The 14,050-nt window shown below is 68.1% G+C and carries 17 protein-coding genes; 11 read left to right on the plus strand and 6 right to left on the minus strand.

What is annotated here, in order from left to right:
* The first annotated feature begins 61 nt into the window (after window positions 1–61).
* Window positions 62–2,053: a TRAP transporter permease gene (locus F3H10_RS11635; protein ID WP_149784938.1), complete on the plus strand. Its 1,992-nt coding sequence runs from the start codon at window positions 62–64 to the stop codon at window positions 2,051–2,053.
* Window positions 2,050–2,295: a hypothetical protein gene (locus F3H10_RS11640; protein ID WP_149784939.1), complete on the plus strand. Its 246-nt coding sequence runs from the start codon at window positions 2,050–2,052 to the stop codon at window positions 2,293–2,295. Before F3H10_RS11635 ends, F3H10_RS11640 begins: the two co-directional genes overlap by 4 nt.
* Window positions 2,296–2,346: 51 nt before the next feature.
* Here the strand turns inward: F3H10_RS11640 and F3H10_RS11645 are convergent, their stop codons facing one another.
* Complete coding sequence (locus F3H10_RS11645; protein WP_149784940.1) at window positions 2,347–2,604, minus strand: DUF5789 family protein; 258 nt, start codon at window positions 2,602–2,604, stop codon at window positions 2,347–2,349.
* Window positions 2,605–2,739: 135 nt separating this feature from the next.
* Here F3H10_RS11645 and F3H10_RS11650 point away from each other — a divergent pair, with 135 nt between their 5' ends.
* The 3 genes from F3H10_RS11650 (at window position 2,740) to F3H10_RS11660 (ending at window position 5,082) form a co-directional block, all read left to right on the plus strand.
* Window positions 2,740–3,669, plus strand: a complete 930-nt coding sequence (locus F3H10_RS11650) for a DNA adenine methylase (protein ID WP_149784941.1) — start codon at window positions 2,740–2,742, stop codon at window positions 3,667–3,669.
* Window positions 3,670–3,748: 79 nt separating this feature from the next.
* Window positions 3,749–4,198, plus strand: a complete 450-nt coding sequence (locus F3H10_RS11655) for a universal stress protein (protein ID WP_149784942.1) — start codon at window positions 3,749–3,751, stop codon at window positions 4,196–4,198.
* A 101-nt stretch (window positions 4,199–4,299) separates the two neighbouring features.
* Window positions 4,300–5,082, plus strand: coding sequence for a DUF63 family protein (locus F3H10_RS11660; RefSeq protein WP_223174304.1), 783 nt, complete (start codon window positions 4,300–4,302; stop codon window positions 5,080–5,082).
* A gap of 189 nt (window positions 5,083–5,271) precedes the next feature.
* Here F3H10_RS11660 and F3H10_RS11665 read toward each other — a convergent pair whose 3' ends face one another.
* Together F3H10_RS11665 and F3H10_RS11670 are read right to left on the minus strand one after the other, a co-directional pair.
* Window positions 5,272–5,850, minus strand: a complete 579-nt coding sequence (locus F3H10_RS11665) for a DUF2150 family protein (protein WP_149784943.1) — start codon at window positions 5,848–5,850, stop codon at window positions 5,272–5,274.
* Window positions 5,851–5,943: 93 nt separating this feature from the next.
* The gene (locus F3H10_RS11670) at window positions 5,944–6,303 is read right to left on the minus strand and encodes a response regulator (RefSeq protein WP_149784944.1); all 360 of its coding nucleotides are present in this window, start codon (window positions 6,301–6,303) and stop codon (window positions 5,944–5,946) included.
* A 178-nt stretch (window positions 6,304–6,481) separates the two neighbouring features.
* On the opposite strand from F3H10_RS11670, the gene F3H10_RS11675 reads away from it, so the two are divergent.
* From F3H10_RS11675 to F3H10_RS11700, 6 genes are all read left to right on the plus strand, one after another.
* Complete coding sequence (locus tag F3H10_RS11675) at window positions 6,482–7,513, plus strand: phosphate signaling complex PhoU family protein (RefSeq protein ID WP_149784945.1); 1,032 nt, start codon at window positions 6,482–6,484, stop codon at window positions 7,511–7,513.
* Window positions 7,514–7,601: 88 nt separating this feature from the next.
* Window positions 7,602–7,784 carry a DUF7525 family protein gene (locus tag F3H10_RS11680; RefSeq protein ID WP_142985551.1) on the plus strand — a complete coding sequence of 61 codons (183 nt, stop codon included), beginning with the start codon at window positions 7,602–7,604 and terminating at the stop codon, window positions 7,782–7,784.
* Between the two features lie 49 nt (window positions 7,785–7,833).
* Entirely contained in the window at window positions 7,834–8,058 is a 225-nt protein-coding gene (locus F3H10_RS11685) for a DUF7123 family protein (RefSeq protein ID WP_149784946.1), read from the plus strand.
* Window positions 8,059–8,150: 92 nt separating this feature from the next.
* Window positions 8,151–8,579: a CoxG family protein gene (locus F3H10_RS11690; RefSeq protein WP_149784947.1), complete on the plus strand. Its 429-nt coding sequence runs from the start codon at window positions 8,151–8,153 to the stop codon at window positions 8,577–8,579.
* A gap of 598 nt (window positions 8,580–9,177) precedes the next feature.
* Window positions 9,178–10,179 carry a presenilin family intramembrane aspartyl protease PSH gene (locus F3H10_RS11695; protein WP_149784948.1) on the plus strand — a complete coding sequence of 334 codons (1,002 nt, stop codon included), beginning with the start codon at window positions 9,178–9,180 and terminating at the stop codon, window positions 10,177–10,179.
* 42 nt (window positions 10,180–10,221) lie between these two features.
* Entirely contained in the window at window positions 10,222–11,118 is an 897-nt protein-coding gene (locus F3H10_RS11700) for a DUF3267 domain-containing protein (protein WP_149784949.1), read from the plus strand.
* Between the two features lie 70 nt (window positions 11,119–11,188).
* Here the strand turns inward: F3H10_RS11700 and F3H10_RS11705 are convergent, their stop codons facing one another.
* The 3 genes from F3H10_RS11705 to F3H10_RS11715 all read right to left on the minus strand — a co-directional run bounded on the left by F3H10_RS11705 (window position 11,189) and on the right by F3H10_RS11715 (window position 14,002).
* Window positions 11,189–11,707, minus strand: a complete 519-nt coding sequence (locus F3H10_RS11705) for a PUA domain-containing protein (protein WP_149784950.1) — start codon at window positions 11,705–11,707, stop codon at window positions 11,189–11,191.
* A gap of 85 nt (window positions 11,708–11,792) precedes the next feature.
* Window positions 11,793–13,073 (minus strand): MFS transporter, encoded by a 1,281-nt coding sequence (locus tag F3H10_RS11710; RefSeq protein WP_149784951.1) that lies wholly within the window; start codon window positions 13,071–13,073, stop codon window positions 11,793–11,795.
* Between the two features lie 107 nt (window positions 13,074–13,180).
* Entirely contained in the window at window positions 13,181–14,002 is an 822-nt protein-coding gene (locus F3H10_RS11715) for an HD domain-containing protein (RefSeq protein WP_149784952.1), read from the minus strand.
* Window positions 14,003–14,050: the final 48 nt, after the last annotated feature.

Below are 14,050 nucleotides of genomic sequence, written 5' to 3' on the forward strand. Positions count from 1 at the left end.
CCTCCCCCGCTTCGATCGCGTAGCCGATAAACGACACTACATTTCTATACGATACAACAACATGGACACACAAGCGGAACACACGACCGGACCGTCGAGCTGGATTCGCGGCCTCGACGTCACCGTCACGCTCGCCGCCGTCCTCTTCTGGGCGATAGCGCTCGGCTGGATATACACGCAGACGTGGTCGCCCGTCAAGTACGGCGTGATCTTCGTCGGCGGCATCATGACGGTGTACGCGCTCAACGAGACGAAGGAATCGCTCGAGGAGGGAAGCTGGGTCGACGCCGCGGTCCTGCTTCCGGCCGCCGGCGTGTTGATCACGGCCTCGGCGTACTTCTTCGCGAACTTCGACACCGTCTACCTCCTGCGCCAGGGCTTCGCCACCCCCCACGAGTACATGCTCGCCCGGCTCGTCATCGTCTCGCTTCTGTACCTCACGTGGCGCGAGTTCGGGAACCTGTTCTTGGGACTCGTCATCGGCGTGATGCTGTACGCGATCTTCGGCGACAGCGTTCCCGGCGTCCTCGGACACGCGGGGATGACCGAGTTGACGCTGCTTCAGGCGCTCGTCACCGACCTGTACGGGTTCTACGGGTCGCTCACGCAGCTGACCGCGTCGTGGATCGCGCCGTTCCTGCTGTACGCGGGGCTGCTGTTCGCGTACGGCGCGTTCGATCTGATCCTCCGGCTCGCGATCGTCGCCGCCGGCCGGATCCGGTCCGGCGTCGCACAGACCGCCGTTCTCTCGTCGGCGGTCATCGGCTCGATCAACGGCTCCTACACCGCGAACGCCGCGATGACCGGGTCATTCACGATCCCGACGATGAAGGAGAGCGGGATGGCCGGCCACCGGGCGGCCGCCATCGAGGCGGTCGCCTCGACGGCGGGACAGGTGCTCCCGCCGGTGATGGGAGCGTCCGCGTTCGTGATGGCGTCGTACCTCGGCGTCGCGTACCTCAACATCGTCATCGCCGGGATGGTTCCCGCCGCGATCCTGGTCGCGTCCATCGCCATCGCGGTCCACTACACCGCGATCAGCGACGCGAGCGACCAGGACATGGAGTTCTCCGAGTTCTTCGACGAGGAGATGACCTCGAGCGAGAAGGTCATCGAGGGGGTTCGTTTCGGGCTCCCGTTCGGCGTCCTGATCTACTACCTCGGCATCGCCCAGTACACGGTGATGACCTCGGCGTTGTACACCGTCATCGCGATGGTCCTCACGGGCGTCCTGATGCCGCCGGTACAGCGGCTCGTCGACGGCTCCGAGACGACCTTCGTCACGGAGTTCGTGACGCAGGTGAAGAACACGATACACGGGTTCCGCCGCGGGGCCATCATCCTCGCGCCGATCGCGATCATCCTCGTGGTGGTGAGCGGCGTCGTGAACCTCTTCTCGACGACCGGCGTCCCCGCGAAGATCGCGCTCCTGATGATCAACCTCTCCGGCGGCGTCCTGCTTTTCGCCGTGCTGCTCGGCATGGCGGTCGCCATCGTGATGGGCGTCGGCATGCCGACGGTCGCCGCGTACGTCATCGTGGCCATCCTCATCGTGCCGACGTTCGTCTCCGACTTCGGGATCGCCCGGGAGACGGCCCACTACACGATGTTCTACGCGGCGATCCTCGCCGGGATCACGCCGCCGGTGGCGACGGCGGCGGTGGTCGCGGCCGGGATAGCGGAGGCGAACTTCTGGCGGACCTGCGGGGCCGCCCTGAAGATCGCCGCGCCGCTCTTCGTCCTTCCCGTCGCGTTCGTCTACAACCCGGGGCTGATCTCGATGTCACCGGACGCGAACACCCTGTTCCTCGGGGCGCTCGTGATGATGGGCGCGATCACGATCATCTACGGTCTGAACTACCCGTTCGAGCTGTCCATCGGTCGGATCACGCTGGTTCGCGTCGGACTGACCGTCCTCGGCGTGCTGATCATGACGTATCCGGTACTCGTCCTGAAACTCGTCGGGATCGCCGTCTTCGTCGCCGTCTTCATCGGTGAGAAGGTGATGGTTCGCGGAATGGATCTCCCGTTCGGCTCGGGGGTGAACCAATGAGCTCGACGAAGGACTCCACCGAGGACCAGATCGACACGTCGAACGTCGGCGGACTCGAGGAGATAATTCCGGAGCCGCTCATGCCCGCCTGGCGGCGGATCGAGTTGATCCAGCAGTTCCGCGAGACGCACGGGGACACCTACGTGACGGTGCTCGAGGTGCTCACGGCGCTCGTCCTCGGCGTCGGCTACGCCTGGTGGGCGTACATCTACTTCTTCGGGAGCGGCGTCGTGACGATCTGAGAACGGCTCCACGCTTCCGATTCGACTCCACGCACGTACTTCCGGAACCTCTCACGCGTCCCCGTCCGACTGGAAGGGTTCGCCGACCGCGCGCCGAGGGAGGAGGCTCATCAGCTCCTCGGTGAGTTCCTCGACCGAGGCGAACTCGACCGCGGTCGAGGAGCTCACCGTCGCGCCGAGGTTGACCTCGCCGTCCGCGAGCCTGACCGTCACGTCGTCACACTCCGTCGCGACCGTCGAGGGTTCGACGGGATACTCCAGCTCGGAGAGGACGCCGTCGATCCGGTTTAACCTGATCGTTCGTGTCATTACGTCCTCGACGCTCCCCACCGACATGAACGTGTCTCCTCGCGGGACGCGTGTCGTTTCGGGAGCGGGCGGTCCCGCGCGGGACGGTCGCTCCCGGGACGTTTATTTTCGACGGCGGTCGACCGTCGGTATCGCATGGTCGAGCCGATACTCAAGTGGGCCGGCGGGAAACGACAGCTCCTCGACGCGCTGTACGCGCGGTTTCCCGACTCGTTCGACCGGTACCACGAGCCCTTCGTCGGCGGCGGGGCGCTCTTCTTCGACCTCGAGCCGAACGCGGGCACGATCAACGACGCGAACCCTCGGCTCGTCTCGCTGTACGAGCGGGTACGCGACGAGCCGGGGCGACTCATCGAGCGGCTGGAGTCGTTCGCGGACCCCGAGTCGGAGCCCGATCCGGACCTCCCGTACGCGGAGACGACCCAGCGCGGCCGGGACGTGGAGAGCTACTACTACCAGCAGCGCGCCCGGTTCAACGACCGGCCGTACACGGGCGAGTACGACCCCCTCGAGGAGGCCGCACTCTTAGTGTACCTGAACCGCACCTGCTATAACGGCCTCTACCGCGAGAACGCCGACGGCGGCTTCAACGTCCCGATCGGCCGGTACGCGGACCCGGACTGGATCAAACGTGACCGGATCCGGCGGGCGAGCGAGACGCTCGCCGACGTCGAGGTGTACAACCGCGACTTCGAGTACGTCCTCGACGTCGCAGACCCCGGCGATCTGGTGTACTTCGACCCGCCGTACGAGCCGATGAGTCTGACGGCCGACTTCACCGCCTACAGCGCGGACGGGTTCGACCGCGAGGACCAGGAACGCCTGATCGAGGTCGCGACGACCCTCGACGACCGGGGCGTGAACGTCCTCGTCTCGAACAGCGGCGTGACGTACGACCGATACGCGGCGACGGGCTTTCACGTCGACACCGTGGACGCGACCCGCGCGATCAACAGCGACGGCGACGGTCGCGAGGCGGTCGACGAGGTGATCGCGACGAACGTTTCCGGATCCGACCGCCTCGACGCCGGACAGCGCGCGCTCTCGACGTTCGAGGACCGGTGAGTCGCCGACCCCTGCCGACGGTCCGCCCGCGGTCCGCCATCCGACGGGCTTTTTGACCTTCCCCGCCGTCGAGTCGGGTATGACGAAGCTCGACATCGACCTCGTTCTCGCGCCCGTCGACGGCAGCGAGGCGTCCCACGAGGCCGTCGATTACGCGATCGGGATCGCGAGCGAGTACGGCGCGAGCGTCCACGCGCTGTACGTCCTCGACGAGGAGGTCGTCCGGGCGTTGGAGTCCGGCTCGATAGACGAGCGGGACGTCGCCGAGGACACCGCGACCTTCACCGAATCGGTCGCGGAGCGCGCGGAGGCGGCGGGAGTCGGCCACAGCAACTCCATGGCGTACGGCTTCTCCACCGAGGTCAAGACGGTTCATCCCGGCAGCGTCGTCCTCGACACCGCCGAGGAGATCGAGGCGGACTTCATCGTCGTCCCCCGTGAGCCGGTCACCGGCGAGCCGGGACAGGTCCTCGAGAAGGCCGCGGAGTACGTCCTGTTGTACGCGAGCCAGCCGGTCCTCTCGGTGTGATCCCGGCGTCCGCATCGCCGACGGATCCGGTCTCCGCGACGGTTCGGGGATCGGTCCCCGCGACGCTCGGCGACCTCCCGTTTCTCCCGGCGGGGACGACGCTGCCTCCGCTTCCGTACCTCCTCGTCGTCCTCCTGGCGACCGGCGGGGTCGCCCTCGCGCTCCGTCGGCGACGACCGGCGGTCGGTGTCTCGCACGTGCTCGCGTTGACGCCGTGGATCGTTCTCGGGTCCGCGCTCCACGTTCTGTACGTCGTGGGGGCGCTCCCCGAACCGCTCGCTCCCTTCGGCGGATCGCCGACGGTGTACCCCACGGTCGCGGCGCTCGCGGGCGCGGCCTGGCTGGCGGCCGAGGAAGCCGTTGCCGACGGCGAGCGGGTCCCGGGCGTCATCGCCGCGGTCGGGACGGTCCTCGTCGTCCCCGTCGTCGTGGTCGCGCTCACCACCGGCGTCTCCGGGTCGGGGGCGTCGTGGTCGGCGGTCGCGGTGCTCGCTTCGGCTCCGATCGCGGCGGTCGTCTGGCGTGTCCTCGGTCGGCTCGAGCCGGGAGTCGCCGTCACCGGAGGCGTCGGTGCGCTCGCCGTGTACGGACACGCGCTCGACGGCGTCTCGACGGCGATCGGGGTGTCCCAGCTCGGCTTCGGCGAACGCAGCCCGCTCTCGCGGATCATCCTCGAACTGGACGGCGTGCCGTCGGTGCCGGTGCTCGGCGAGGGCTGGCTGTTCCTCCTCGTCAAGCTGGCCGTCGCGAGCGCCGTCGTGTCCCTGTTCGCTCCGTACGTCCGCGAGGAGCCGGAGGAGGGGCTTCCCCTCTTAGGCTTCGTCGCCGCCGTCGGACTCGGCCCGGCCGCACACAACCTGCTTCTGTTCTCCGTGACCGCGTGACTGCGGAGAGTAGAACGACGGCGAACCGGCGGCGGGCGAAACGACGGCGGGCGAACCGGCGGCGGGCGAAACGACGGCGAACCGGCCGACGAGAGGGGATCGCCGACGCGTCGCGTAGCGGTCAACGCCGGCGGGAGAACGAGACGGGTCCCGGAGGGCGGTGGTTCGACGGGGCCGAGATCGGGGCTCTCAGTCCTCCTCGACGACCTCGGGGTCCTCGATCGCGGACTGGAGGGAGTCGAGCCCGTTGACCCACTCGGAGACGAGTCCGTACTCCAGTTCCTCGGCGAGCTCCATGTCGAGACGCTCCCCGTCGATGACGCGGGTGCCGGCCTGGACGACGTATCCCAACGCGGCGTCGAGGTCCTCCTCGGCCTCGGCGTCGGCGGCCGCGTGGACGAACTCGTCGACGTCGCCCTCGACGACCCCGCCGACGACGAACTCCTCGGCGGCGTAGAAGACGGGAACGAGCGAGGTCTGAACCCCGTCGATCAGCATGTTCTTGTCCTCGTCGTCGAAGGAGACCTCCGCGAGGACGATGTCGCTCACGTCCCGGATCTCCTCGACGGCCCGGTCCTCGTCGATGCGTTCTTCCTCCAAGGCCGCGAGGACCTTCGCGATCGCGATCGCGGCGTCGTCCTGGAGGTTCAAGAGCAGCCGCGCGGAGTCCTCGTTTTCGGGATCGAGGTCCTCGTCGGCGAGCCTGTCGAGCCAGTTCTGCCAGCGCTCCTCGGAGTAGAACGTCTCAACCGCCTCGTCCTCGGTCATGTCCCATATCTCTCCCGGACTACTCAAAGGCCTTTCTTATTTATGCCCCCGAGAGACGCCGTCACACCCGGCTGAGAACTGACGGAGCCCCGATCAGTCGAGGTTGCTCTTCAGCTCCGGAACCAGCTCGTCGGGGTCCACCGGCTTGGTCACGTAGCCGTCCGCGCCGGCTTTCACCGCCTCCATCATCTTCTCCTGCTGGTCGACGCTCGTACACATCACGACCACGGCGTCCGGCCATCGGTCCTTGATGTTCCGCGTCGCCTCGATCCCCGTCATCTCCGGCATCACGACGTCCATCGACACGGCATCGGGCTCGTGCGCCTCGAAGAGCTCCACGGCCTCCGCGCCGTTCTCCGCCTCGCCGACCACGTCGAAGGACCCCTCCAACGCGTCCCGAACGACGGTCCGCTGGAACGAGGAATCGTCGACGACGAGCACCCGCTCGGTCATATCGGCTCGTCGCCGGCGGTCGATATAAGTTCGCGGATCGACTCCGGAACCGCCCGGACCGCGTCCGAGGGCGTCGCTGGCGGACGGACGCCTCGACGTTCGATCACCTTGTATATTTGATCGAGCGTATAATGAACATAGGAACAAGGTTAAGGTATCTCACACGATACCGATGGATATGGAAACGCGGAAGGTCCAACGGCTCGGGCCGTCGACGCTGGCGATGACGCTCCCGGCCGAGTGGGCACAGGAACACGGCGTGAACAAGGGCGACGAGGTCTCCCTGCGGATGGGTGGGAAGGGAACGCTCACGGTGCTGCCCGAGTCGGTGAGTTCGGAGGAGTCGGAGGCGGTCATCAACGCGGACGGGCTCGACGCTCGGGCGCTCGAGCGAGCGGTCGTCGCCCAGTACGTGCTCGGCCGGCGCGTGATCCACGTCCGGAGCGAGGGGACCCTCGACAGCGAGCACATCAACGCGGTGTACAAAGCCGAGACCCAGCTCATGGGACTCGGCGTTATCGAGGAGACGCCCGAGGACATCTCGATCCGGTGTTCGGTCGACCCCGAGGACTTCACGCTCGACAACCTGCTCGAGCGGCTGGAGAACACCGGTTCGACGATGCGCGGCGAGGCCGTCAAGGCGCTCGCACACGGCAACGCCGACCTCGCCCAGCGCGCGCTCAACCGCGAGCGGCAGGCGAACAAGATCTTCGTGCTCCTCCTGCGGCTGATCTTCACCGCCTACCAGAACCCGAACCTCGCGCGGGCGGTCGGACTGGAGGAGGGGTTCCCGCTCATCGGCTACCGGTCGGTCGCGAAGAACCTCGAGCTCACCGCCGACAACGCCGAGGACATCGCCGACATCGTGATGGAGGCCGACGGCCACACTCTCGACGTCGACAAGGCAACCATGCGACAGATCCGCGAGTTCACCGACCAGGTCGACGAGCTCACGGCGCTGGCGGTCCGGGCGGTCGTCGAGCGGGACTACGACCTCACCGTCGAGTGCCGCGACCTCTTCGCCCGGCTCGAGGACCGCGAACAGGAGATACTCGGCGAGCTGCCCGACGACCTCGACAACGACGTGCTGTTGATGACCCGTGAGGTGCTCGTCAGCCTCCAGCACACCGCGGAGTACGCCATGCGAAACGCCGAGATCGCCGCGAACCTCGCGCTCAACGAGGCGTCCGACCACGTCGACATCGTCTAGACGGGCCGTCGACGCCCCGCGAGTCCCGTCCCCTCACGCGGATCGCCAAGTTCGCATGAACTAAGTGTCCACCCGCGAAGCGACTCGTATGACCGAGGGATCCATCGAGTCCGACAAGGGGATCGGCGTGACGCTCGCGCTGTCCGCCGTCGCGGTCGTCGGCGCAGTCGTGATGTACGGCCACCCGACCCAGTTCGGGAAGGCGTGGGGGTTCGCCGCCGCGTTCGTCTTCGCGCTGCTGGCGGTCGTCGCCGTCCAGGCGTTCGAGTGAGACGGCTCGACGAGAAACCGTTAAGCGCGTCAGACGCCAACGTCCGACGATGACCGAGTACACCGAGGAGGAGCGGCGGATCCTCGCGTACCTCACGGACAGCGTCACCCGCGGCGAGCGATACGTCCGCTCGAAGACGATCGCCGACGCGATCGGTCTCACCGCCAAGCAGGTCGGCTCCCGGCTCCCGCGGCTGGCCGAGAAGGCCGACGACGTCGAGATCGAGAAGTGGGGTCGGGCCCGCTCGACGACGTGGCGCGTGACGCAGGGGTGAGCCGGCCCGAACACCCGATCGAACGCGTTCGGAGCCGGCGGTCGGATCCGCGACTCCACCCTTTTAATCTCCCCGCGTTCGTACTCCGATCCATGACCGTCCGAGTCTCCCGGACGTTCGAGTTCGACGCGCCCGCAGCGGACGTGTGGGCGTTCATCTCGGACGCGGAGAAACGAGCAGGGGCGATTAGCGTGGTCGACACCTTCGAGGTCCACGGCGACGGGACGGCGACGTGGCACGTCGCGCTTCCGGTCCCGATGATCCGGTCGACGATCACGGTCGAGACCGAGGAGGTCGAGCGCGACCCGCCGAACCGGGTGAAGTTCGTGGGCAGATCGAGCGCGTTCCGGGTGACCGGCGAACACACGATCACGGAGACCGACGGGGGCTGCCGGCTCGCGAACGAGTTCGTCGTCGAGGGGAAACTCCCCGGCGTCGAGTCCTTCTTCAAACGCAACTTCGACGGCGAGCTCGACAACCTGGAGGATGCGCTCCGGCGGTCCCTGACGCTCGACGCCTGAGTTCCGCTCGAGTCGCGGGTCGATCCGGTCCGGTGGCCGGTTCGGCCCGGTCCGATCCGACTCGGTCCCGTCTCCGTGGTTTTATACGCGAGCGGGACGTACCGGAGACTGCCGAAGTTCGACGCTTTTCTCGTCGAAGTTCGGCGACAACGACCCGCGCCCGTCCCGCCTCGGGCGACGGCCCGATACAGCCAGGGGGTCCGCTGTTCGGTGCCGTCACCCGTCCACTCGCCTCCCGTTTCCGCCTTCGCCTTTCGCCGCCATCCGGCTTCCGCCACCTGCCGCCCTTCGCCACTCCCCCGAGAGTATCAGCACGGATAATTCGAGCGACAGCTTCTTCATCCGTTTCGGCTTGCGTACGAACGCCGCGGACGAATCCGGCCGACCACCCGTTTCGGGCATGGTCGGCTCGACCACTCGCTTCCACCGTCCGTCGTCCGTCGGCGTGGGTTCGGGCCACCCGCTCCCACCACCACCCGGACCCGTTCGAGGCGTGGAAGCACCGATCCCTCTTCCCGGAACGGAGCCGATCCCTCGAGTCACGACCCCGTCGTCGAAACGCAAGGACGATAGGCCTCTGTGGAGTACGTACGCCCGAATGTTCCCCCGCGAGTACCGCGGCGTCGCCTTCGCGGTCGGCCTCTTCCTCGTCGTCCAACTGGGCGCGCTGGCGTTGGTCCCCGAGTTCGTCGAGAGCGACTATCAACCCGTCGAGAACCCGCAGGACCCGACGAACAGTCTGGTGTACATCGTCGCCATCGTCGCCATGACGGGGCTGATTCTCGCGGCGTTCCGCTACGACTTCGACTGGGCGATCCGGCTCCTGATCGTCGGCGTCTCCGCGTGGCTCTCGTGGTACGTGTTCGCCGCGTTCGCCCCGCCGCTTCTCGCCGCGATCCCCGCGGTCGCGGTCGCGGTCGGCCTGCTCGTCCACCCCGAGTGGTACGTCATCGACGCCGCCGGCGTGTTGATGGGCGCGGGGGCTGCCGGGTTGTTCGGGATCTCCTTCGGGATCCTCCCCGCGCTCGTCCTCCTGAGTTTCCTCGCCGTCTACGACGCGATCTCGGTGTACGGCACCGAACATATGCTCTCGCTCGCCGAGGGCGTGATGGACCTCAACATCCCGGTCGTCCTCGTGATCCCGCTTTCGGTCTCCTACTCGCTCCTCGAGGACGACTTCGAGGACGCGAACGACGTCCACGAGGAGGACGGAACCGACCGCGAGGACGCCGACGGTGACGAGCCCGACCGCGAGGGAGGCGCCGACGACGGGAACGACGAGCCCGAAGACGACGAACGCGACGCCTTCTTCATCGGGCTCGGCGACGCCGTGATCCCGGCGGTGATGGTCGCCAGCGCCGCCACCTTCTCGCCGGCCGCGGCGCTCTCGGTCCCGTTCATCGAACTCAACCTCCCGGCGCTTCTCGCGATGGTCGGCACGCTCGCGGGCCTGCTCGTGTTGATGAACTGGGTGATGAAAGGTCGCGCACACGCCGGCTTGCCCCTGCTCAATGGGGGAGCGATCGGCGGATACCTGGTCGGCTCGCTCGTCGCCGGCGTCCCCCTCGTCGAGGCGCTCGGGCTCACGGTCGCGTTCTGACGGCCGGCATACTTCTTGTCCCTCCGACACGTCGAGTGCGGTATGACCGACGCCGAACCCGAGCGCGTCCTCGGGGAACTCGAACTCACCCGGGGGCTGACGATCCAGATGACGGCGGTCGGGACGCTCGGGATGATCGTCGGATGGGCGTGCTTCGCCGGGCTCTACCGGTTCGCCACCGGAAACGCGGTGAGTTTCGACTTCTTCCCCGCGACGGTCGGCTGGATCGCGACGCCGCTCGACCTCCTGATCGTGGCGTTCCTTGGAACGTTCTTTCTCGTCCCCCACGAGTGGCTCCACGGGCTCGCCATCCGGTACTACGGCGGCGAGCCGCGGTACGGGGTCGGGATCGCCCACTTCGTCCTGCCGTACGCGTACGCGACGACCGACCACGAGTTCTCCCGGAACCAGTTCGTCGTCGTCCTCCTCACCCCGCTCGTCGCCATGACCGCGGTCGGCGTGCCGGTCATGCTCGCCCTCGAGTGGGGGTGGCTCGCCCTCCCGCTGACGCTGAACGCGGCCGGCGCGGTCGCGGACGTCTGGATGACGGTCGCCGTGCTTCGGTACCCCGAGCACGTCCGGGTGGTCGACCACGAGACGGGCGTCAGGATCCTCGGCCGCGAGGCGGACGCGCCGCGCGGGCTCTCCGTGACGGCACTCGTCTGGGACGGCCTCGCCGGGGCGGCCGTCGCCGCGTTCGCGACGTTCGTCCTGCTCGCGCTCGGCGGGCCGATCCTCCTGACGGCCCTCGGCGTCGAGTCGCTCACGATCGGGACGCCCGGGCGGCTCACCTACCTCTTCTCGTTCGTCGATACCCCGGAGGAGGTCTCGCTCGGGGTCGGTCCCGGCGTGCTCGGGATCGGCGGGCTGATCGGGCTGGCGTACGCGTTCGTGCGGACGTACCGGCGGGAGGGTCCCCCGCCGACCGATCCGGCGTGATCCGGGAAGGACCGTGGCCGTCGGCGAGGCGAGCGCGAGCGTCGGGGATCCGCCTTTCGGCGTCCTCCGTTCACCCGCCGTCGCCGTCGCTGCCGCCGACCCCGTGGCGCACCTTCACAGCGACGCCGCTCCCGAACGCGAGCGCCTCGGCTCCCGACAGTTCCGCGCGCCCGGCCGCGAAGAGTGCGTCCTCGTCGTCGACGACGAGGACCTCGTCGCCGGGGCGGATCCCCTCGTCGACCGCGGTCACGAACTTCGCGAAGGCGTTTCGCCCGTCGCGGACGAACGGCTCGCTCTCCTCGCCGACGACGACGCGGTGGGCGGGCTCGGGGAAGACCTCCTGTAGCCTCCTCGCGCCCACCTCGCCGAGGGTGAACCGCCCGTCCGTTCCGTAGGTGACGATCCGGTCTCCCTCGCTGCTCCCGGGGGTGTCGTCGACGTCGCCGGCGATGACCTGGCGGGGACGACCGCCGCTCGACCGGCGGATCGTGACCGGCTCGTCGGGCGGGAAGAGCGCCCCGCCGGCCCCGGATCCGAACTGGTAGTCCGCGCCGGTCCGCAGGTCGGCGAGGTCCTCGCTGTCGCTCATGGCCGCGGTACCGCCGCCGTGCGCAAATCGGTTCCGGTCCGGGCGTTGCTCCCGATCCGACCGTCGCTCCCGATCCGACCGTCGCTCACGCCGCGCTCGGTTCGGCCGCGGCCGCTCGCCGCGCCTGAACGACGAAGAGCGTCGTGGCGAACCCGATGAATCCGGCCGCGAGCAGGAAGCCGGTCTCGGTGCTGGTGAAGTCCATCGTCGTGCCGACGACCACCGGCCCGACGACCTGCCCGACCTTCCAGGAGATGGAGCGCAGCGACATCGCGCTGGCGACGGAGTCGTGTCGCTCCCCCTCGTCGACGAAGAGCGACATGCTCGCGGGGAGCCGGATCGAGTCGGCCACGCCGAGCAGCGAGTAGGCCGCGAAGAGCGCGAAGAAGGCCCCGCCGAGGGTCTGTGAGTCGCCGAGATACGAGACGGTGACCGGGTCGACGGTCCCCTCGAAGTAGGTCGCGAGCGGGATCGCGGCGGTGCCGACCCCGTACAACACGGCCCCGATCGCGACGAAGGCGTGTCGCCTGCCGTACCTGTCGGTCAGGTCGCCGACGAACCCCTGCGTGACCGCCTTCGTCGCCTTCCCGCCGGCCATGATCCACCCGATCGCGAACGCGGAGATGCCGAACGCCGTCCGGGCGTAGATCGGGAGGAAGATGATGACGGCCATCTTGCCGACGCTGAAGGTGAACCGGAAGACGACGAGCGAGCGGAGCATCGGCAGCGCCAGGAGCGACCGGAACGTCTCGAGCCCGTCGACCGCCTCGGGGTCGGTCTGGCCGCCGGGGTCGTCCCGCAGGAAGCGGTAGACGAGGAGGAAGCTCACGAGGGTGATAAGCGAGAGCACGGCGTACGTCTCGGTGAACCCGTACGCGTACAGGAGGTAGCCGCCGAGGAGGTCGCCCATGAGCGAGGAGACCGACGCGAACTGGTTGTACGACCCGAGCCAGAGCCCCTGTTCGTCGTCGGGGCTGATCTCGCCGATGATCGTCGCGCCGGTGATCCAGAGGACGCTCGCGCCGAGCCCCTGGACCATCCGGACGAGGATCACGTGGACCGGGCTCGAGACGAACGCGAAGCCCACGAAGACGCCGACGTTGATCAGGAATCCGGCGAGCAGGAAGCGCTTGGCGTTGCCCGTGTCGACCGCCCGACCGAGCGGGAGGACGATGAGCAGCTGGACGGCCGCGAAGGCGGTGCCGAACAGCCCCTCGACGAAGCCGGTGGTTCCGAAGAGGTCGGCGTACAACGCGATCGCGATGAGGATCGTCGAGTACGCCTGACTGCGCGCGAAGGCGGTCCCGGCGAGCGAGGCGAACTCCGCGTTGCCGAGGAGCCGTACCGAGTTGCCGAAGCGGGCCACGGTCGAGTACCGGCTCGGCGAATGGGGTCCACGTAGTAAAGGCCGCGCGAGCCGGCGGTCCCTGCTGGATTCCGCGCTCGATCCGGTTCCGCCGACGGAGCGGCCGCCTACAGCTCGATCCGCTCGACGAGCGAGCCCTCGCCGTTCTCCTTCGTGTTGATCGCGACGATCCGGACCTCCTCTTCGAGCAGCGACCCCTCGACTTTGGCCTTCAGAAGCGAGTCGACCTGGTAGACGCCCGCCGCGTTGTTCATCCGGATCTCGACCTGGACGGGGCCCTCCTCGTCGGGATGGAGGATCACGGACTCGATGGCCTGCGAGGAGACGGTGTTGATCCCGCGTCCGCCCTTCTCGTAGGGCACCCGGGAGCGACCGCGCTCCATGTCGAGGCCGTCGGCGATGCGGATGACGCCCGCCTCCCGCGTCAGCGTCTCCTCCTCGGTGTGGTGACAGAGGATCGCGTGGAGCACCTCGGCTTTCACCCGGACCTGCTCCGGGACGTCGTAGAACGCCGGGAGGAACCGGTCGAGCACGTCGGCCGCCAGCGGGATCGAGTAGTAGGAGTGCTCGTCGCGGTGGACGACGTGCCCGATGTCGTGTAGCGTCGCCGCCAGCGCGATGATCACCGGCTCGTCGGCCTCCTCGAGCCCCTGCTGGCGGGCGCCGTTGAACTCGACGCCGCCGGCCTTGAGCAGGTCGTAGAGCCGAAGCGCACGGTCGCGGACGATCTCGACGTGTTTCGTCCCGTGGTCGTTGTACCCCTTGCGGTCGACGGCGTTGACGTTCTGCGCCTCGAGGTACGTCGTTATCTCCGGGTCGTTCGCGATCCGGTCGAGAACCTCGTTGAGCCGGTCGTCCGGGAACGCGTGGTCCGCGGCCGGGTCGTACTCCTGTCTCGCGGCGTGGTCGTCGTCCGCTGGCTCGCTCATGAGTCGTAACCGTGGTGGCGGGTGCGTAAATAGTGTGGCTTGAGTCGT

The sequence above is a fragment of the Halorubrum aquaticum genome (assembly GCF_900113615.1).
GTDB lineage: Archaea > Halobacteriota > Halobacteria > Halobacteriales > Haloferacaceae > Halorubrum > Halorubrum aquaticum.